The sequence below is a fragment of the Rheinheimera mesophila genome, from assembly GCF_000986865.1.
GTDB lineage: Bacteria > Pseudomonadota > Gammaproteobacteria > Enterobacterales > Alteromonadaceae > Pararheinheimera > Pararheinheimera mesophila.
Window position 1 is genome coordinate 1 of sequence record NZ_LAVS01000088.1, and the last position, 19,676, is coordinate 19,676.

Annotated in this window: 13 protein-coding genes, 3 tRNA genes and 1 pseudogene; 11 read left to right on the forward strand and 6 right to left on the reverse strand. The window is 48.7% G+C overall.

Translation table 11 applies throughout. From position 1 onward, the window contains the following. The 4 genes and pseudogenes from SD53_RS14585 to trpA all read left to right on the forward strand — a co-directional run. Nucleotides 1–536: pseudogene (locus tag SD53_RS14585) on the forward strand (anthranilate phosphoribosyltransferase); the annotation flags it as partial. Then, a complete protein-coding gene (gene trpCF / locus SD53_RS14590) occupies nt 529–1,911 on the forward strand; it encodes a bifunctional indole-3-glycerol-phosphate synthase TrpC/phosphoribosylanthranilate isomerase TrpF (RefSeq protein ID WP_046520930.1) in 1,383 nt (460 codons plus the stop codon). The pseudogene SD53_RS14585 and the gene trpCF, both read left to right, overlap by 8 nt. Next, nucleotides 1,904–3,121 (forward strand): tryptophan synthase subunit beta, encoded by a 1,218-nt coding sequence (trpB, locus tag SD53_RS14595; RefSeq protein ID WP_046520931.1) that lies wholly within the window; start codon nt 1,904–1,906, stop codon nt 3,119–3,121. Before trpCF ends, trpB begins: the two co-directional genes overlap by 8 nt. A gap of 10 nt (nt 3,122–3,131) precedes the next feature. Beyond that, a complete protein-coding gene (trpA, locus tag SD53_RS14600; RefSeq protein ID WP_046520932.1) occupies nt 3,132–3,935 on the forward strand; it encodes a tryptophan synthase subunit alpha in 804 nt (267 codons plus the stop codon). Nucleotides 3,936–4,011: 76 nt separating this feature from the next. On the opposite strand, the gene SD53_RS14605 is transcribed toward trpA, so the two are convergent. From SD53_RS14605 to SD53_RS14615, 3 genes are all read right to left on the reverse strand, one after another. Further along, nucleotides 4,012–5,784: a M14 family metallopeptidase gene (locus SD53_RS14605; protein ID WP_046520933.1), complete on the reverse strand. Its 1,773-nt coding sequence runs from the start codon at nt 5,782–5,784 to the stop codon at nt 4,012–4,014. Between the two features lie 152 nt (nt 5,785–5,936). Further along, a complete protein-coding gene (locus SD53_RS14610) occupies nt 5,937–9,002 on the reverse strand; it encodes an efflux RND transporter permease subunit (RefSeq protein WP_046520934.1) in 3,066 nt (1,021 codons plus the stop codon). A 3-nt stretch (nt 9,003–9,005) separates the two neighbouring features. Continuing rightward, the gene (locus tag SD53_RS14615; protein WP_046520935.1) at nt 9,006–10,082 is read right to left on the reverse strand and encodes an efflux RND transporter periplasmic adaptor subunit; all 1,077 of its coding nucleotides are present in this window, start codon (nt 10,080–10,082) and stop codon (nt 9,006–9,008) included. Between the two features lie 114 nt (nt 10,083–10,196). On the opposite strand from SD53_RS14615, the gene SD53_RS14620 reads away from it, so the two are divergent. Continuing rightward, nucleotides 10,197–11,084: a LysR family transcriptional regulator gene (locus SD53_RS14620; protein WP_046520936.1), complete on the forward strand. Its 888-nt coding sequence runs from the start codon at nt 10,197–10,199 to the stop codon at nt 11,082–11,084. 137 nt (nt 11,085–11,221) lie between these two features. On the opposite strand, the gene SD53_RS14625 is transcribed toward SD53_RS14620, so the two are convergent. The 3 genes from SD53_RS14625 to SD53_RS14635 all read right to left on the reverse strand — a co-directional run bounded on the left by SD53_RS14625 (nt 11,222) and on the right by SD53_RS14635 (nt 15,552). Next, nucleotides 11,222–11,995 (reverse strand): putative porin, encoded by a 774-nt coding sequence (locus SD53_RS14625; RefSeq protein WP_046520937.1) that lies wholly within the window; start codon nt 11,993–11,995, stop codon nt 11,222–11,224. A 136-nt stretch (nt 11,996–12,131) separates the two neighbouring features. Further along, nucleotides 12,132–14,123 carry an excinuclease ABC subunit UvrB gene (gene uvrB / locus SD53_RS14630; RefSeq protein WP_046520938.1) on the reverse strand — a complete coding sequence of 664 codons (1,992 nt, stop codon included), beginning with the start codon at nt 14,121–14,123 and terminating at the stop codon, nt 12,132–12,134. Nucleotides 14,124–14,187: 64 nt separating this feature from the next. After that, complete coding sequence (locus tag SD53_RS14635; protein WP_046520939.1) at nt 14,188–15,552, reverse strand: MATE family efflux transporter; 1,365 nt, start codon at nt 15,550–15,552, stop codon at nt 14,188–14,190. 534 nt (nt 15,553–16,086) lie between these two features. Between SD53_RS14635 and SD53_RS14640 the strand changes: the two genes are divergently transcribed. From SD53_RS14640 to rsxB, 6 genes are all read left to right on the forward strand, one after another. Next, a tRNA-Asn gene (locus tag SD53_RS14640) sits at nt 16,087–16,163 on the forward strand. A 26-nt stretch (nt 16,164–16,189) separates the two neighbouring features. After that, nucleotides 16,190–16,266 (forward strand) — tRNA-Asn (locus tag SD53_RS14645). A 35-nt stretch (nt 16,267–16,301) separates the two neighbouring features. Then, nucleotides 16,302–16,378 (forward strand) — tRNA-Asn (locus SD53_RS14650). Nucleotides 16,379–16,501: 123 nt separating this feature from the next. Continuing rightward, complete coding sequence (locus tag SD53_RS14655; protein WP_046520940.1) at nt 16,502–18,358, forward strand: EAL domain-containing protein; 1,857 nt, start codon at nt 16,502–16,504, stop codon at nt 18,356–18,358. Nucleotides 18,359–18,539: 181 nt separating this feature from the next. Further along, the gene (gene rsxA / locus SD53_RS14660; protein ID WP_046520941.1) at nt 18,540–19,121 is read left to right on the forward strand and encodes an electron transport complex subunit RsxA; all 582 of its coding nucleotides are present in this window, start codon (nt 18,540–18,542) and stop codon (nt 19,119–19,121) included. Beyond that, nucleotides 19,122–19,676 carry an electron transport complex subunit RsxB gene (gene rsxB, locus SD53_RS14665; protein ID WP_046520942.1) on the forward strand — a complete coding sequence of 185 codons (555 nt, stop codon included), beginning with the start codon at nt 19,122–19,124 and terminating at the stop codon, nt 19,674–19,676. It begins immediately after the preceding gene.

Below are 19,676 nucleotides of genomic sequence, written 5' to 3' on the forward strand. Positions count from 1 at the left end.
TGGGCGTGCGCACAGCGCTGAAAAGTCGTACCATCTTTAACTTGCTTGGGCCGCTGATCAATCCGGCAAAACCCGATTATCAATTGCTTGGTGTGTACGATGCGGCGTTAACTCCCGTGATGGCGAACGCGCTACAGCAACTTGGAGCAAAAGCAGCCTGGGTGGTGCACGGCAGTGGTTGTGATGAAATCGCCCTGCACGGCGTGACTCAGGTCAGCGCCTTTTCTGGCGACGGTGCTATTGAATACTTTGAGCTGACACCAGCCGATTTTGGCTTACCCACACTGAGTCTGGAGCAATTAAGAGGGGGCACAGCAGCCGATAACGCTGCCGCCACACTGGCTATTTTGCAAGGCAAAGGCAAGCCGGCGCACAATCAGGCAGTCGCCGCCAACGTAGCCGCTATGCTGGCGATAAGCCAGGGCCTGCCAAAACAGCAGGATTTAAAACAACTTACCCAGTCGGTGCTAGAGCATTTAGCGTCCGGACAGGCTTTTTCGACATTGACGCAGTTAAGGGAACTTAGTCATGGCTAATGTGTTATCCACTATTATCGACCACAAAAAGCTGGAAGTGGCTGAGCGTAAAAAGCAGCTACCGCTTGAACAGTTTCTGCCACTGGTGCAACCCAGCCAGCGTAACTTTTTAACAGCACTGCAGCAAAAAGGTCCACGTTTTATTTTGGAATGTAAAAAAGCCTCGCCATCCAAAGGCTTAATCCGCAGCCCTTTTGATCTGGACGAAATTTGCGCCGCTTATGGCCGCTACGCCGACTGTATTTCGGTGCTGACCGACGAAAAGTTTTTTCAGGGCAACTACGACTACCTGGCCAAAGTGCGGGCTAAAGTCAATCAGCCTCTGCTGCATAAAGATTTTATTATCGACCCCTACCAGATTTACCTTGGCCGTTTACAAGGTTCAGATGCAGTGCTTTTGATGCTCTCTGTGCTGAACGACCTGGAATATCTGGAACTAGCGCAGGTGGCAAAAAGCTTAAACCTGACGGTTTTGACCGAAGTCAGTAACGAGTCAGAAACATTAAGAGCTGTGGCTTTAGGTGCAGAGCTGATTGGTATCAATAACCGCGACTTACGCACCTTAGATACCAATTTAGAAACCAGCTTTAAGTTGGCACGGCTGATCCCTCAAGGTATTACCATCGTATCCGAATCAGGCATTTACAACTCACAGCAAGTGCGTCAACTGGCTAAAGTAGCAGATGCATTTTTGGTTGGCAGTTCACTGATGGCGCAAGCTGATTTAGCCAACGCCTGTCGTTCACTTATTCGGGGTGAACATAAAGTCTGTGGTTTAACCCGTGCCGAAGACAGTAAAGCAGTATTTGCAGCAGGCGCTTATTTTGGTGGGCTGATTTTTTATCCGAAATCGCCACGGTATGTCACCACAGAACAAGCCAAAGCAGTGCAACAAGGCGCGCCAGAGCTGTATTATGTCGGCGTGTTTGTCGATGAAGCGGTAGAGACAGTAGCCGCCATAGCACGGGATTTAAAGTTAGCCGCAGTGCAATTACACGGTGAAGAATCCGATCTGTATTTACAAAAACTGCGGCCTTTATTGCCCAAAACCACAGAAATCTGGAAAGCCTACCGGGTGCAGCACAAGCTGCCCAGCTTAACCCGTTACGCCGACCGTTATTTGCTGGATGCTTATCACCCTACTCAGGCTGGAGGCACAGGGCAGCAGTTTGACTGGCAGCTACTGGACGAGCAACTGCTGGATAAAAAAGTGATGCTGGCCGGTGGTTTAACACCGGACAATGTCAAAGCGGCATTAAGACATCAGGTTTTGGCTGTGGATCTTAACTCAGGCCTGGAATCCGCCCCCGGCATCAAAGATGCGGACAAAATTCAACAAGCTTTCACAACTATCAGAGAATTCAGTCATGACTAAACTCAATTTAGATCCCTATTTCGGCGATTTTGGTGGCATGTTTGTGCCTGAATTGCTGGTGCCGGCTTTAGTGCAACTGGAGCAGGCTTTTGTCGATGCCCAGCAAGACCCGGCTTTTATCGCCGAGTTTCAGGCGCTGCTCAAAGACTACGCCGGTCGTCCGACACCTCTCACTTTGTGTCGTAATTTATCGCCCAACCCACTGGCAAAAATTTACTTAAAACGCGAAGACTTATTGCACGGTGGCGCGCACAAAACCAATCAGGTGTTGGGTCAGGCGTTGCTGGCCAAACGCATGGGTAAGAAAGATATTATTGCTGAAACCGGCGCCGGTCAGCATGGTGTAGCGACTGCTCTGGCGTGCGCCTTGTTGGGCCTTAACTGCAAAATTTATATGGGCGCTAAAGATATTGAGCGTCAGCAACCGAATGTGTTTCGGATGAAACTGATGGGCGCGACCGTGATCCCTGTCACCGCAGGCTCAGGCACCTTAAAAGATGCCGTCAACGAAGCGATGCGCGACTGGTCTGGCAGTTACGCCACCAGCCATTATTTATTAGGCACTGCGGCTGGTCCTCACCCCTTCCCGACTATAGTGCGCGAGTTCCAGAAAATGATTGGCGAAGAAGCCAAACAACAAATTCTCGAAGCTGAAGGCAAATTACCAGACGCGGTGCTGGCATGCGTTGGCGGTGGTTCCAACGCTATTGGTATGTTTGCTGACTTTATCAAAGAAGACGGTGTGCGTTTAATTGGTGTCGAGCCCGGTGGTATGGGTATTCAAACCCACCAGCATGGTGCCGCCTTAAGCACCGGCAGTTTTGGTATTTTGCACGGCGCTTACACCGCTATTATGCAAACTCAGGATGGCCAGATTGAAGAGTCGTATTCGGTATCTGCTGGTTTAGATTACCCTGCGGTCGGGCCACAACATACCTATCTGCAAAGCATAGGCCGGGCTGAATATGTGGCGATTAACGATGACGAAGCCTTGGCTGCGTTCCAGCATTTGGCCAAATCTGAAGGCATAATCCCGGCGCTTGAAAGCTCGCATGCGTTGGCTCATGCGCTAAAAATGGCAGCAGCGGCGACCGAACCTTTGGTGCTGTTAGTCAACTTATCCGGTCGTGGTGACAAAGATTTAAACCACGTCTATTCGATCATAGGCGAAGAGCATATTCAGCCAAACAACATGGCCACGCGCAGCTAAGGAGATTTTTATGCAACGTTATCAGCAGTTATTCAGCCGCCTTAGCGAAACCAAACAAGGCGCTTTTGTACCCTTCGTCACTATGGGTGACCCAGGTCTTGAGTTGTCGTTTGATATTATCAAAACCTTAATAGATGCAGGCGCCGATGCACTGGAGCTGGGTATTCCGTTTTCAGACCCTATAGCGGACGGCCCAGTCATTCAAAACGCCAATATCCGCGCTTTGGCCGCCGGTGTCACGCCAGCCCAGTGTTTTGAGCTGATCAGTCGTATTCGCCAGTACAACCAAGACATTCCCATTGGCTTGTTGCTGTACAGCAATTTGGTGATGGCTCGTGGTATCGACACTTTTTATCAGCAGGCGCAGCAAGCCGGAGTCGATTCTATTCTGATTGCCGATGTGCCATTGCATGAAAGCAAGCTGTTCAGAAACGCGGCGATGAAACACAACATAGCGCCAATTTTTATCGCCCCGCCTAATATCACTGACGACAGCTTACGTGAACTGGCCTCTTATGGCCGGGGTTATACTTATCTCTTGAGCCGCGCCGGTGTGACAGGCACCGAGACTCAGGCCGCTATGCCCGCCAGCACGCTGATTCATCAGCTCAAAGAATACCATGCAGCGCCTACGCTGTTGGGTTTTGGCATCTCTAAACCTGAGCATGTCAAAGCTGCGATTGAAAGCGGCGCCGCCGGTGCTATTTCAGGTTCGGCTATAGTACAAATTATTGAAAAATATCAACATCAGCCACAGACGCTGCTCAGTGAACTGGCGACTTTTGTTAGCAGTATGAAAGCCGCAACCCGGTAAGTTCAACAGTCCGGGATAAACAGAGTTGCGCGGTAAAAAAACGGGGCTGGATTTTATTCTCAGCCCCGGTTTTTAACTATTCAATCAGAATCGGATATTTCAGGTAGTGCTGATCATAGTAAGGCAAACGCTGATACAACCATTGCAGCTTCGCTTGCGGATCTGCAGCCAGTTTTTTGTCTTGCTTTAAGGCCTCCTCAAATTCAGCTTTGAGTTTCTTGTCCTGCTTTAATGCGGTCTCAATTAACGGCACTATGGCGTAGGTTTCGTAGTACTCAACCCGTTCAAACATCCCCAGCATATAACCCCAGCTAAACAAAGAGTCAGGTGCTGTCGGCTCTAACAATGCCACAGCTAACGCACCTAACGGCTGATCTGTGCTGACCCGGACTGAGCCTGCGGGTAAGCGGATCTTTTGCCAGTTGCGGCTAAATTCCGCTTTCACCGCAAAGCGCCCCTCAAATGGCTTGTCGGCAAATTGGTATGAAGTCGCAGTTAATTGCTGTAACTGGATGGTCTTGGCCGATTTTAAGCTGGTAAATTGCACACCGTGCAATGCCAGTTTGGCGATGACCTCTTGCTGCTCAGGCGGGATCCAATAGGCCTTGGGGACGTCAATTTCTACTGCAGGTTCTTTTTCCCAGTACACCGGAAACTGCTCATAATGGAGTGGCTTGCCTGTCCAGGTTTGATAACTGACACCGCTGATCGGATCTTTTTTCTGTACAGACTCCACGCCTTTAAACGAAATAAAGTCTGGAGTTTCACTGGCCTTCCAGGCCAATACCTGCCGCTCTGGTCTGGCATTTTCATCGGCCCTTTTCGCTAGTTTCAGCACAGTGCCTTGTTGCTGAAGTAATTTTAAACTTTGCTCCAGCAAGACATAAGTTCCCAGTACCCGCTGTTTATAAGGCTTCAAGCTGTGGTTTTCGACCAGTACTGTCGGAATGTGGCGCAAATCGCCGTAACCCGTGGAGAAACGTGGTGAAGACGTAGAACCCGCCAGTCCTTTACTGAAATCAGAACTGTCATGCGCAAAGACCAAAGGCCCCGGAATGTGACCCGCAGCCGTCAACGCCTGATCCACTTCAGAGCGGAAACTGCTGGCAAGCCAACTGGCTGCATTGGGGCTTACTGCCGCAAAAGGCTGATTAAAACCATAGGTAATGTCGTATTGATAATCTTCACCGTCTGTAACGTGAATATCCAAATACAGATCCGGCTGATAACTGTTCAACACCTTCAACAGCGCCTGCATCTCCGGCGCTTCTGCCTTCATATAATCCCGGTTTAAATTCAGATTTTGCGCTGTAGCACGCCAGCCTTGCAGCGCAGGGCCCCGTTGATTCATACGGTTGTATTTACCACTACGCTCATGGCCATCCACTGAAAAGATAGGGATAAACAATAAGTTAACTTCTTTTAATAACTCCGCTTTATCCCCATGCACTATGTCACGCAACAGCATTAAACCTGCATCTTTACCGTCAATTTCACCACTGTGAATACCAGCCTGAGCCAGCAAAACTGGTTTATTGTCCCGTCCTATCATGTCAGGGTCGGCACCGGCTTTGACCAGATAAATAGCACGCCCTTGTGGGCTTTGGCCTATCACTTCGAGCTTAATCAAGGAGGTGCTTGCCGCCAGACGCTCTAAATACTTCATTGTCGTGTCATAGTCGGGCGTTTCAGTTAAATCAGAGACTTCTGCCGGGGTAACCCAGGGATGCTGTGCCGGCCTCATCAGGTTCAGGCTGGAACCTTGCCAGTCAGGCAAAGGTGGTAAATGATCTGCAGCAGTCACAGCAAAAACCAGGCTGCACGCCAGAGAAAGAGCGAGTTTTTTCATTCTAAACAAATCCATTTTCAAAGCTTTTTATCATATCGCCCCGTTTTTACCACTAACAGTCGACACAAGCCAGAGCTATCCGCAGATAAACTTAAAATTGCTGCCAGCTCACAGTGTTCAGCATAAAGGATATGAGCTGGCAGCCAGTTCACTTAGGTTTTGGATGGGATCCGATAAATGGAGCAATACATCAGAGGTAAAAACAGCAATGTCAGGATAGTGCCAAACCCCAGACCAAACATAATCACCACCGCCATACTGGCGAAAAAGTCATCTGTGACCAGAGGTAACATCCCCAGGATAGTGGTAATGGCCCCCATAGAAACAGGCCTCACCCGGCTGACCGCGCTGTTATAGACGGCCTGATAAGGCGCTAGCCCCTGACCTAACTCAAGTTTTATTTGATCCACTAACACAATACCGTTCTTCACCAGCATGCCTGACAAGCTTAAAAAACCAAGCAACGCCAGAAAGCCAAAAGGTACATTAACCGATACCAATCCCAGTGTGACACCAATCAAAGCCATGGGCACACAGGCCCAGATCACCAGTGCGTCACGCATCGAGTTAAACAACAACACAGTGATGACAAACATCACCAGATAGCCCATCGGCAAAGAGCTGAACAAGGCTTTTTGCGCTTTGGTCTGCGCTTCCAGCTCGCCGCCCCAACTCAGGCTGTAGCCTGTAGGCAGAGGGATAGCTTCGATCTGTGGCCTGACTCGTTTTAACAAAGAGGCCGCAGTGTCATCACTTAAGATATCGTGATCGGCCATCACTGTGACAGTGCGCTTACGGTCACGACGCATGATCTGTGGGTCTTCCCACTCCAGCGCAAAACTGCTGACCACCTGACTGATCGGAATATAGCGATTCAGTTTAGGGCTATACACCTGTAAATCTGCCAGCGCATCCACACTTTGCCGTTCTGAATCCGGTGCACGGGTGATAATAGGTAATAAATGGGTGCCATCGCGATAAATACCCACAGTGCGACCATTGACGTGGGTCAGCAGCACATCGTCAATATCCTGCTTACTGATCCCAACTCTGCGTGCCAGAGCTTCATTAAATTGCGGTCGGATCACTTTGACTCTGTTGCTCCAGTCATCGCGTAGGTTACGGGTCCCCGGGTCCCGCGCCATAATGGCTTTGGCTTGCTCTGCCAGTTGTCGCAACACATTCGGATCCGCCCCACTGAAACGGGCTTCCAGTTTCGCGGCCGTCGAAGGCCCGACATCCAGTCGTTTTAACTTGTGCAACAGACCCGGATGTTGCTCGTTGATGTATGAGCTGACGTCTGCCATACGACCCGCTAGCAGTGATTTATCCTCAACCCGAACCACCAACTGACTATAGGCTGCATAAAAACGTTCCGGCTGATAGGTCAGCATAAACCTGTCGGCACCACGACCTGAAGTTAACGTAACCGCCTCAACACCATCCAGAGATTGTAAGTAGCGCACCACCTCCAATGCTTCTGCATCCGATTGTCGTATATCAGTTCCGGCTGGTTGCCATAAGTCGACTAAAAAAATCGGCGTGTTGGACGCAGGGAAAAACACCTGTTTTACTTTGGAAAAGCCGATGACCGACAGCACCAGCAACAAGGCCATCAGCGTATAACTCAGCACCCTGTACCGTAATACAGCAGTGAGCGCCGCTCTATAGCCTTCAAAAATAAAACCACGATAAAGTTCAGCTTGCGGTGCTGTGGTATCGGCGCCGGCGTTTAGCTCTTCCTTAAAAAACAAACTGGCAAAAAACGGCGTCAGAGTAATAGCCGTTACCCAACTGAGCAGTAAACTGACCAATAACACCCAAAACAGGCTACCGGCAAACTCACCTGTGGCATCGCTGGACAACCCTATAGGCGCAAAGGCGGTAATGGCGATCACAGTTGCACCTAATAACGGCCATTTGGTTTGTTTTACGATGGCCGAGGCCGATTGGCTGATCGTCAGACGTTTTTGCATACCGATTAAAATGCCTTCGGTAATGACGATAGCATTATCCACCAGCATCCCAAGCGCTATGATCAGGGCGCCTAAGGATACCCGCTGCAGCTCAATTTGCATTTGCTGCATAAAAATAAAGGTACCCAGCACAGTCAGCAGTAAAATCAGGCCAATTAAAAAGCCACTGCGTAGTCCCATAAAGACCAGCAACACCACGATCACAATAGCAACGGACTCCACCAGGTTCAGTACGAAACCTCCAACCGAGGCCTGCACTTCAGCGGGCTGGTTGTAAATGGTATTGATATCCATCCCCACAGGACGGGCGTAATCCAGCTCTTTCATCCGTGCAGTGACCATAGCTCCGACATCCACCACGTTCACGCCCTGACTGAACGACACCCCCAAGGTCAAGGTATTCTTGCCATTAAACTTTAAGATTTGGCTCGGTACTTCCTGCACGTCTTTATAAACTTTGGCGACATCGCCTAAATAAATCAGCTCCTTAGCGGCAGGGTTACTGATGATCAGTTGCTCCAGTTCCTGCACCGACTGAAACTCGCCTGTCGGATGAATACGGATCCGATCAGGTCCATAGCGTAAAGCCCCGGCGTTACTCACCACGTTCTGAGTTTGTAATAAACTGGCAATTTGAGCCGGAGGGATACCCAATGAAGCCAGACGGGAGCGGGATATTTCGACCACAACTTGCTCTTGCTGCCGACCACTGACAGAGACTTTGCCAACCCCATCGACCAACACCAGTTCGCGGCGTAAAAAGTCGACATAATCGCGAATTTCCTCGTCTGAGTAACCTTCGCCTGTGATGGCATACAACATACCGTACACATCACCGAAGTCATCATTGACCACAGGGGCCTGTACTCCGGGAGGTAACGCAGGTTTTAAATCGTTCACCTTACGCCGCAATTCATCCCAAATTTGTTTCAGCTCGTTTGCCCGATAAATTCCTTTCATCTCCACCATAATTTGCGAGGTACCGCTGGTAGAAATAGAAGTCACATGATCGACATAAGGCAACTGCTGAATGGCGTTTTCAATCGGGTAGCTGACCTCTTCTTCAACCTGCAAAGGCGAAGCGCCAGGGTAAGAGGTGATAATCAGTGCCTGCTTTAGCGTAAACTGTGGATCTTCCAACCGCCCCAGTCCGAAATAAGCCATAATGCCGCCAATCAGCAGGATCAGCGTCACCAACCAGGACGAGGTTTTATTTTTTATAAAATACTGAGCAACATCCATAGCTTACAGACCCCGCTCACGTTGCCATGGCCGAACCTGTTGGTTTTCTGCCAACTGCTGAACTCCCGCTGTCACTACCTGATCACCAACAGCTAAGCCGGATAAAACTTCAATACCCGCAGAAGTGATCCGACCGACAGTCACGGCTCGTCTGTTCACAACACCCTCGTTATACACCCAGACAAAACGCTCGGAAGCATCAGCCGGTGAATCATTGGCAGCAAATACAGCGGTAGCTGGCACCACCACCACAGAATCCTGCGTGCGCATCAGTTGGCTCATATCAGCCACTACATTAGCCGTCATGCCAGAGAGCACGTTAAATTCCTGGGGCGCAGTCATACTAAACACCACTTTAAAGCTGTTGGTTGCACTGTCAGCCCGGGTGTCCCACTCTTTAATGCTGGCTTTATAGCTCAGGCTTGGGTAGGAATCAAAAATCACATCCGGCTGATAACTAATGTCTTTTTTTACCAGGGCTATCACATCTTCCGGCACCTGGATCACCACATCCACCATACCTTTGAGCTGTAACTCCAGTATGGCTTGCTGGGCGGCGACGTTTTCGTGATTTTCCACTAAAGAACGCGACACTATGCCGCTAAAAGGAGCCACCAAATCGGTGTAGGACAAATTGGTCTGAGCGGTTTTTAAATCGGCTTCCGCCACCTGTAACTGCGCTTTGGCTTCATCGTACATGGCCTGCGACACCAGTTTTTGTCCTATTAGGCTGGCGGCGCGGTCAAACTGGGCTTTGGACAACTGATAACGCGCCTGTGCCTGCTCCACTTTGAGTTTAAAATCAGTTGCATCCAAACGGGCTAACACGTCACCTTGTTTGACTTCCTGACCAGGCCGGATGGAGAATTGTATTAATTTGCCGCTGACCCGAAAGGTTAAACGGGCATTCTCAGTCGGCTCGACTATCGCTGGGAACTGGCGGATCAATTTTTGCTGACCATCCTGCACCAGGTGCAATTTTACCGGTCTGCTTTGCGGTTGTTCTGTTGTTTCTGCAGGCTTGGAGCAGCCCACAATAGAGACCATACACAAGAGCGCACTTAACATCTGTCTGGACATGTCTATCTTTCCCTTTTTTGCTCTAACGACACAGCTTGTTGTGTGATTGCACTATACAAAAGCAGCATTAACATTAAAATTTATATTTATTTCACTTCTATATAAGAAAAATTGATGAATTTGACGCAACTTTATATCCTTGATGCCGTAGCCAGCAGTGAAAGCCTGCTGCAAGCCGCGGTGAAGCTCCATAAAACCCAACCGGCTTTGAGTATGGCGCTAAAAAAGCTGGAACAGGAATGCGGTTTTACTATAGTGGATCGCAGTCAATATCGCCTGCAATTTACTGAAGCCGGGCAACGTTTTTATCAGCAAGCTCAACAACTTCTGCATCAAAGTGAGCAATTAAAATCTCTGGCCCAACATTTAAGCCGTGGTGCTGAAGCCAGTTTGCGATTGGCCTTTGATGAAGCTGTTGATTTGACCGCTTTTTTACCTGCTATCCGTCAGGCCCAACGGCAATTCCCTCACACCGAACTGCTGTTAAGTTGTGATTACCGGCTGCAGGCGCTGGAAAAGCTCAAACACCAGCAGGCCGATTTAGCCATTAGCCCCTGGTATCCGGTGTTTATCAGTCTGGGCGAGTTTGAGGCTGTCTCTATTGGCAGTTTTGATATTTTGTGTGTTGCCAGTCCGGAATTTTTGCAACAACTGGCAGGGCCGTTAACTCATCAGGCCCAGCTAGCTGAACTACCGCAATTGGTGGCTAATTCAGAAGCACTGAGTTTTGACAGCGGTAAATTACTGCCCTTGCAGTCGGCCCGACGGGTGAAAGTCAACAACAGCTTATGTATGAAACAGGCGCTGTTGGCTCATTTAGGCTGGGGTATGGTGGCGCGGCATCAGGTGACAACCGAACTGGCCAGTGGTGCATTGGTGCAGTTAAAACCCCAGGAGTTTCCAAAGCATATACAGGGCGATGTGGCGTTGGTGCGACATAAAGATCAACAGCTTGGGCCTGTCGCAAAAGCTATTTGGCAGCAATTGACTGAGAGTGAATAGCCGTGGAAAAACGGTAGGGACTGGGTTTATTCCAGTCCGAATACTGCAACACATTGAGAGCCCAATCGCATAACTGACTATGCGACTGGGGCGAGATGCCGCAGCCAACAAAGCTGCAGCTTCAAGTACGACGGGCATTAGAAGCGGTAGCTTGCGCCTACTTGATACACATCATCCCCTGTCTCCAGCGCATCAAAGGCAACGCTGGCAGATAATGACAGGTTAGGTAAAGCAAACCACTTCGTACGTAAACTCAGGCTATCTTCGCTTTCGCTTAATACACCGTCAGAGATCCACTGATACCCTACACCGGCTGAGAAGTTTTTGCCGAAGTAGTAATCCGCACCGACACCGTAACGGGTGGCTGAATCATTGCGGTAGTCCAGGATATTGGCTTCCAGGTTGATCATATCGCCAGTGCCTAAATCCCATAACTTTTTAGTCATCACACCATAGTTGGTGCTGCTGCCACCTTGATCCGGGCGGCTGTGTTCGAAAATAGCACCCACTAACCAATCGTTGCTGATGAAATAACCTACAGTACCATCTACTTCCTGATAGTCTGTGCCGCTGTAATGCAGCCATTCCAGCTTACCGTAGAAGTTATGGCTTTGGTCCATATACTCACCACCCACTGACCAGCCGTTTTGATCCTCAGAATCAGCGGACAAACGAGATAAAGTACCGAAAACACTGGCGTTTTTATTGATAAATGCAGCTTCAGCGCGCGGCGTATTGCCAGACGTGTCTACTGGATTAAAGAAATACTGATGCTTCAGTTGCCACAGATCCAAATCAACACCATTGATCTCACTGTTGGCATAATCGACCGAAGTTTCATTTTGATAGCTGTTCGCTGCCGCACCGGTTGACACTACAGCGATAAGTAAAGCGAGCATAGAACGTTTCATAAATACTACCTTTTGGTTGAGAAAACGCAGGCAGTGTAAAAGGGTGAAAGTTAATGCTCTCTGAACGAACCTGTAAATAAATGTATAAATATCAAACAGATAATCATACAAAACAGGAAAAAACTGATGGATCTGATTAAATCTCCAGCAAAGCTTCGCGTAGTTGATGAATTTGATCGCGCAATTGCGCGGCCAGTTCAAACTCCAGATCTTTGGCATGTTGCAGCATTTTTTGCTCCAGTTGTTTGATCTCAGCCTGCAACTGGTAAGGCGTTTTGCCTTTGGCCAGTTTGATTTTCTCTGCCACTTTTGGTAACTCAGCATCCTGCCCCAGATCCATCACATCCGACACTTTCTTCTTAATAGCGGTTGGTGTGATGCCATGTAGTGCATTAAAAGCCATCTGTTTGGCGCGCCGCCTTTCGGTTTCATCGATAGCGCGCTGCATAGAGCCTGTTATGCGGTCGGCATACAACACAGCTTTACCGGACAGATTGCGTGCAGCACGGCCCATGGTCTGAATAAGCGAGCGTTCAGAGCGTAAAAAGCCTTCTTTATCTGCATCCAGAATAGCGACCAAAGACACTTCAGGAATATCCAGACCTTCCCGCAGCAGGTTGATCCCCACCAGCACGTCAAACACACCTAAGCGTAAATCGCGGATAATTTCCATCCGCTCCACCGTGTCGATGTCTGAGTGTAAATATCGCACCTTAACGCCATGACCCGCTAAGTAATCGGTTAAATCCTCCGCCATTTTTTTGGTCAGCACTGTCACCAATACCCGCTCGCCTAATGTGGCGCAGCGCATAGCTTCCGACATTAAATCATCGACCTGAGTCGCCACAGGCCGGATTTCAATCACAGGGTCGACTAAACCTGTAGGCCTGACCACCTGCTCCACTACTTCACCGGCTGACTGGTTTAACTCGTAATCTGCCGGTGTCGCCGAGACATAAATCCGCTGTGGTGCTATGGATTCAAACTCATCAAACTTCAGCGGCCTGTTGTCCAACGCAGACGGCAAACGAAAGCCATAGTTCACCAGGTTTTCTTTGCGCGACCTATCGCCTTTGTACATAGCGCCAATTTGTGAAATGGTGACGTGCGACTCGTCAATAAACATCAACCCATCGGCTGGAAAATAATCCAGCAACGTGGGTGGTGGTTCGCCCTCAGCCCGGCCGGATAAATACCGTGAATAGTTTTCGATGCCGGAGCAATAGCCCAACTCCACCATCATTTCAATATCAAATAAAGTGCGCTGACCGATACGCTGCTCTTCAATCAGCCGGTTTTCCGCCAACAGTTGAGCGCGCCGCTCTTTGAGCTCTACTTTAATTTTCTCTGTCGCTTCGAGGATTTTTTCCCGTGGTGTGACATAGTGCGTTTTTGGATAAATAGTGTAGCGGCTGACTACTTTTTCCACTGCCCCTGTCAGCGGGTCAAACAAACTGATGCGCTCTATTTCTTCATCAAACAGCTCAATCCGCACTGCTATTTCGTCGGATTCAGCCGGAAACACATCAATCACATCGCCACGCACCCGGTAGGTCGCGCGTTCAAAAGCGGCGTCATTGCGGCTGTATTGCAATTCGGCCAGACGACGCAGGATAGAGCGCTGATCAACGATATCGCCCACTTTCAGATGCAACAGCATCTTCATATAGGATTCCGGGTCGCCCAAACCATAAATAGCCGATACCGAAGCAATTATCACCACATCACGCCGTTCCATCAGCGCTTTGGTCGCGGATAAACGCATTTGTTCTATATGTTCGTTAATAGAAGCGTCTTTTTCAATAAAGGTGTCACTGGCCGGTACATAAGCTTCAGGCTGGTAGTAGTCGTAATACGACACGAAGTATTCGACTGCGTTATTCGGGAAAAACTCTTTCATTTCACCATAAAGCTGAGCCGCCAGCGTTTTGTTGTGCGCCATAATCAGTGTAGGTCGGTTCACTTGAGCTATCACATTGGCCATGGTGAAGGTTTTGCCTGAGCCTGTGACCCCTAATAAGGTTTGATGTGCTAAGCCAGCCTCCAGCCCCTCGACCAGTTTGGCTATGGCTGTCGGCTGATCACCGGCAGGTTGATAGTTGGATACCAATTCGAAATTACGGCTCATACAGACACACCATCTAAAATAACAGCAGGCAAACCACAGCAGACCAGTTCAGTCCCCCAACGCATCAGACTCCCCCGCTTATGCTTAACGCAGCTAATTTACGTTTAAACCAGTAATAGGCCAGACTGGCAGTAAAGGCATTGGCAATCAGGCCTCCTGCGAAAACCCCTATTACGCCACCCATCACCCCACCCAGATAAGCAAAAGGTACATAAAAAACAAAGAGGCGGATCACACTCAGTTGCAAGGCATTGAGTGGTAAATGCAGTGCATTAAAAGACGAATTCGTCAGAATAATAATACCCTGCAGGCCATAACCTAGAGGCAAAATCCAGATAAAGTAGCGAATGTACTGCGCCACTAACGGATCGTCAGTAAAAACGTCAGCCACGAGCCAGGCGCAGGCAGCTAAACCCAGATAAACCAACAACTGCCAGCGGAGAATAAATCGGATACAACTTTTATACGCGGTATCAATGCGATCATAGGCACAAGCCCCATAATTCTGGCTGACAAAAGGTGGCAAGGTCATCGACAGAGCCAATACAACTAAAGAGGCAATACTCTCAATACGGGCCCCCACTCCAAAAGCTGCTACAGCTTCAGCACCGTAACTGGCCATCAGCGCCGTTAAAATCGCCATCGCCAAAGGGGTCAGCATATTAGCCCCTGCTGCGGGTAAACCTATATGCAAAATTTTGCGGCTGATGCGGATAAATTCGGCAAAAGGCTGATGCCCGGTATCAACCAGTTTACGGCGCACCATCAGCAGGTAAAGAATGAGACCAAAACCTAACAACCAGGAGATCAGGCTGGCCAGTGAGGCTCCAGCCACCCCCATCGCCGGCACCGGGCCCCAGCCAAAGATCAGAATAGGGTCTAAAATTGCATTTAATAAGCCGGCACAGGCCATCAGGATACTGGGCGTTTTGGTATCCCCTGCCGCTCTTAACACCGCATTGCCAATCATAGGGGTGATTAAAAACACTGCGCCAAAAAACCAGATATCCATATAGTCGTGGATAAAAGGCAAGGTATCCTCTTTTGCGCCTAATAAACGGAACAAGGGGTCTATGGTCAGGTAACCCACTATAGATAAGGCAATCACTAAATAGGCAGATAACCACAACGCCGCTAAACCATCACTACGGGCACTTTGCTGATCGCCACTGCCCAAGGCTCTGGCGATAACAGCCGAAGTGCCGATACTCAGGCCAATAGCAAGACTAATCACAGTAAATGTAACAGGAAAAGTAAAGCTGACCGCTGCAAGCTCTGCAGTGCCCAGCATACTGATAAAAAACGTATCAACCAGGTTAAAAGACATTAGGGTGATCATGCCAAATAACACAGGCACGGTCATTTGTTTCATCGTGGCCTGAATATCACCTTTGAGCAGATCAGGACGTTTCGAAGTGGAGTGGTTCATAACAGTCAGCTTAAACGCAAGTGGCGCTATTGTAGAGAAAAGTAACAGGCGGCACTACCTGCAATGCGACTAAATCGGTGTAAAACTGAACAAGAATTAGAAAAAATGTTCACAATCTGCTTTTGCATAGAAATTTTATTTCTCTGTGGCTGTTCTGCATAAAGTTTCAGTTCTTTCAATTTAATAAGCTATTGTTTTTTAAGGAATAAAAAATTAGTCGCAAACCTATTGATCTGCCGCTAAGCCTTATCAATTAAGGCTTAGCCTGACTGTCAGGCCAACAACTCACAGACTTATCCACAGATTCTGTGGGTAACTTCCGCTAGCCCTTTATTGGCCTGACTTTGTCAAAAATCAGCCTGATGACCAAACGGCGAATAGCTTGTGCATAGCCCAAATTTGTGATTGCACAGCTTTTCTACCGGGGTTGGCTAAACAAACAGCAAGTAAACTTGTTTTATCAAAAAGCTCCGGGCAAAGTGTTGACAGTGTTTAAGACGGGCATTAGTATTGCGCCCCGTTGCAGAACACAGTTCCTCAGTAGCTCAGCCGGTTAGAGCGGCGGACTGTTAATCCGTAGGTCGTTGGTTCGAGTCCAACCTGGGGAGCCACTGTAGTCTCAACATGTTATTTCAGTTCCTCAGTAGCTCAGCCGGTTAGAGCGGCGGACTGTTAATCCGTAGGTCGTTGGTTCGAGTCCAACCTGGGGAGCCAACTGAAATAATCACAATCAAATAACCGTATACAATTCCTCAGTAGCTCAGCCGGTTAGAGCGGCGGACTGTTAATCCGTAGGTCGTTGGTTCGAGTCCAACCTGGGGAGCCACCTAAAGTACATCCTGTATCCTCTCTTAATTGTCTCTTTTTCTTAGTGTTTTTCTTTGAAATAACTTAAGCTTATTTTTTGATATTCAAGCTCGGACAAAAAATTCAGTATGGGTTGCCTGCTATGAAGTCTCCATCCTTTGTTGCGTTGAGTCACTGGACTGCCGCTTTGGTCTCGGCTCTGTTAGCGCTTTGGCTGTTCTGGTTTGCCGCCGCTCAACAAATTCACAGCTTATACCAACTGCATTACAGTGCTATTCAGCAAATGCTGGCCAGTGATTTAACTGGCGATACCAAAATTCTGACCCGGCAATTAAGTAGCAGTTTCGATTTACCTTACTTAAAAGTCAGTCAACTGGACGGTGTCGTATTGCATGAGCAAAGCAACACCATGGCTGACTATGCCCTGTCCTCCTGGATCCTGACTCAATTCGACCGTCCATTGACCCCGGCTTTAGTTCAGGATCAGGCACATAATTTACAGGTTGAGTTTTTACCTCAATTGTCTGAGCAACTGCGCACACTTGAACTTTTTAGTTTGTTTTTGTTTTTTGGCCCGCTGCTGTTAGGGGTCTTGCCTTATTACTTGCAGCCTGGGCGGCCAAAGAAACAAAAAGCGCTGCCGCCCCATCCGATAGAAGCTGCAGTGCAACAAGCTCCGGCACTAGTGCAGGCGTTGCAACCGCAAAGCACTACCTCTGGAACAGATTATCTGCTGGAGCTGGCACTTTATGATCAGTTGACCTCCCTGCCAAACCGCCAGCAGTTTGTCCGTTACTACGAACAACAACTCAAAGCAGCTAATGCGGTACATCAGTCGGTATTTTTAGTAGTCCGTTGTCACAGTCTGGCCCAGATCAATCATAAGCAGGGTTATCTGGCAGGGGATCTGTATATTAAAGAGATGGCGGACTTACTCAAACAACTGCCGCAGTTGTCCGATGAAAGTCCGTTGTTCCGCCTGAATAATACAGATTTTTGTGTATTGTTTGTGCAAATGGCCCCGGAACAAACCCAGGAGCTGATCGCGCTGCTGCAGCAAAACCTCGACAGTTATCAGCAACAAAAGCAGCTCGATTCAGTGGCCTTAACCGCTGTAGTTCAGGTCGCTCAGGGCAAACCTTTGGGTGAATTGCTGGCGATGGCGGATACAGCGTTAAGTCTGGCAAAAACTAAACAAAGCCGCGCCAATAAACAAACGAACTTATGGTATCTGTTGACCGACAGCCAGGAGCAGACAGCAGAGTCGTCTTTTAGCACAAAAAACTGGCGGCATTTAATTGATGAAGTCCTGCAAGGTCAGCGCATAAGTTTATTGGCACAACCCATTCAGCCTTTGAATAAAACCAGTAAAACCTATTCGGAATTGTTAGTGCGTTTTCGCAGTAGCGAGGATCAACTGCTGCCTACCGCCTTGTTTTTAGATAGGGCACAAAAACTTGACAAGCTGATCGAGATAGAACAGCTCATCGTAGAACAGGCATTGATTTTGATTGCCAATCATCCTGGCCAGATTTTTGGCTTGAATCTGTCGGCTCATGCGGTGCAGGACGAAGCTTTTATCAGTTATCTGGAACGACGTTTAGCAAAAGAGACCGAGCTTGCCCCCCGTTTGGTATTTGAGATCAGCGAATGGGGTTTACAGCAAAATCTGAAATTAAGTAAGCGTCTGATTGATATGCTGCATCAGTACGGCTCCCGGGTAACAGTGGAGAAATTCGGCGCAGGTATTACCTCTTTCAAGTTTTTCCGCGATTTAAAACCTGATTTCGTCAAAATGGATAGCAGCTACACCCGACAGATAGAAGAAGATAAAAACAATCAGTACTTTGTTCGTTTGATGGTCGACTTAGCACACCGCATCGGTGTGGCAGTGTTTGCCGAAAACGTCGAAACTGCGGCAGAAAAACAAATGCTGGAATCGCTGTTAATCGACGGAATCCAAGGCTACTTCTTAAGTAAACCTGCCCCACTGGAATAACACTTTTTAGCACTATCCAGCTAAACCGCGGTTTCGTGTAGAAGGGCGGCTACAACACCAGCCCCTGCATTTTTATAGTATCCGGCGCCACAGGGGCAGATAACGGCCATTCGCGTTCAGTGCTGTTGTTTCAGACCTTACAAAGCTTCATAATAGCGCGACTTTTTTCTGGGGTTCTTTTATGTCGGAATTTTTGCTGTTGCTGGTCAGCACAGTGCTGGTGAACAACTTCGTACTGGTGAAGTTTCTCGGCTTATGCCCTGTGATGGGGGTCTCGAAAAAACTTGAAACCGCTATTGGTATGTCGATGGCCACTACTTTTGTGCTGACCCTGGCCTCGCTTTGCAGTTATCTGGTGGACTTCTACTTATTACAGCCGCTGGATTTGCTGTACCTGCGCACTTTAGCTTTTATTCTGGTGATTGCTGTGGTGGTGCAATTTACCGAGATGGTGGTGCATAAAACCAGCCCAACCTTGTATCGCCTGTTGGGCATCTTTTTGCCCTTGATCACCACCAACTGCGCGGTATTAGGTGTGGCACTGTTGAATGTAAATGCCCGCCACGACTTTTTTTCGTCCGTCGTTTATGGTTTTGGTGCCGCGGTGGGCTTCTCTTTGGTGTTGATTTTATTTGCGGCCATGCGGGAGCGTCTGGCTGCTGCTGACGTACCGGTTTCTTTTAGAGGGGCTGCGATCGGCATGATTACCGCAGGTTTAATGTCCTTAGCCTTTATGGGCTTTACTGGCTTGGTGAAAGTATAAATGTCTATAATCACTGCCCTCTGGGCTTTGGGTATTCTGGCGCTGATTTTTGGCGCTGTGCTGGGCTATGCCGCTATCCGTTTTAAGGTAGATGCCGATCCGCTGGTTGAACAAATCGATGAAATTTTGCCACAAACTCAATGTGGTCAATGTGGTTATCCGGGCTGTCGGCCTTATGCCGAAGCCATAGCCAACGGTGATGACATCAACAAATGTCCACCGGGCGGTGACGCCACCATCAAGAAACTGGCTGATTTAATGGGTGTTGAAGCCAAACCTTTGGATGCAGCGCAAACGCCGGCAGTGAAACGTGTGGCTTTTATTCGCGAAGATGAGTGCATAGGTTGCACTAAATGTATTCAGGCCTGCCCTGTTGACGCTATTGTCGGCGCATCTAAACAAATGCACACAGTGCTCACCGACGAATGCACTGGTTGTGATTTATGTGTTGAACCTTGTCCTGTGGATTGCATTGATATGGTGCCACTGGCCAGCAGTATTGAGCGCTGGAAGTGGGACTTAAAGGCTATCCCGGTGAAAGTACTGGAGTCCTGA

What these genes read in the sequence shown, in the direction of transcription:
- uvrB (WP_046520938.1), bottom strand. Translation starts at nt 14,123, where the DNA reads ATGAGCCGTAATTTCGAATTGGTATCCAACTATCAACCTGCCGGTGAT.
- rsxA (WP_046520941.1), top strand. Translation starts at nt 18,540, where the DNA reads ATGTCGGAATTTTTGCTGTTGCTGGTCAGCACAGTGCTGGTGAACAAC.
- trpCF (WP_046520930.1), top strand. Translation starts at nt 529, where the DNA reads ATGGCTAATGTGTTATCCACTATTATCGACCACAAAAAGCTGGAAGTG.
- rsxB (WP_046520942.1), top strand. Translation starts at nt 19,122, where the DNA reads ATGTCTATAATCACTGCCCTCTGGGCTTTGGGTATTCTGGCGCTGATT.
- SD53_RS14635 (WP_046520939.1), bottom strand. Translation starts at nt 15,552, where the DNA reads ATGAACCACTCCACTTCGAAACGTCCTGATCTGCTCAAAGGTGATATT.
- SD53_RS14620 (WP_046520936.1), top strand. Translation starts at nt 10,197, where the DNA reads ATGAATTTGACGCAACTTTATATCCTTGATGCCGTAGCCAGCAGTGAA.
- SD53_RS14655 (WP_046520940.1), top strand. Translation starts at nt 16,502, where the DNA reads ATGAAGTCTCCATCCTTTGTTGCGTTGAGTCACTGGACTGCCGCTTTG.
- trpA (WP_046520932.1), top strand. Translation starts at nt 3,132, where the DNA reads ATGCAACGTTATCAGCAGTTATTCAGCCGCCTTAGCGAAACCAAACAA.
- SD53_RS14625 (WP_046520937.1), bottom strand. Translation starts at nt 11,995, where the DNA reads ATGAAACGTTCTATGCTCGCTTTACTTATCGCTGTAGTGTCAACCGGT.
- trpB (WP_046520931.1), top strand. Translation starts at nt 1,904, where the DNA reads ATGACTAAACTCAATTTAGATCCCTATTTCGGCGATTTTGGTGGCATG.
- SD53_RS14615 (WP_046520935.1), bottom strand. Translation starts at nt 10,082, where the DNA reads ATGTCCAGACAGATGTTAAGTGCGCTCTTGTGTATGGTCTCTATTGTG.
- SD53_RS14610 (WP_046520934.1), bottom strand. Translation starts at nt 9,002, where the DNA reads ATGGATGTTGCTCAGTATTTTATAAAAAATAAAACCTCGTCCTGGTTG.
- SD53_RS14605 (WP_046520933.1), bottom strand. Translation starts at nt 5,784, where the DNA reads ATGAAAAAACTCGCTCTTTCTCTGGCGTGCAGCCTGGTTTTTGCTGTG.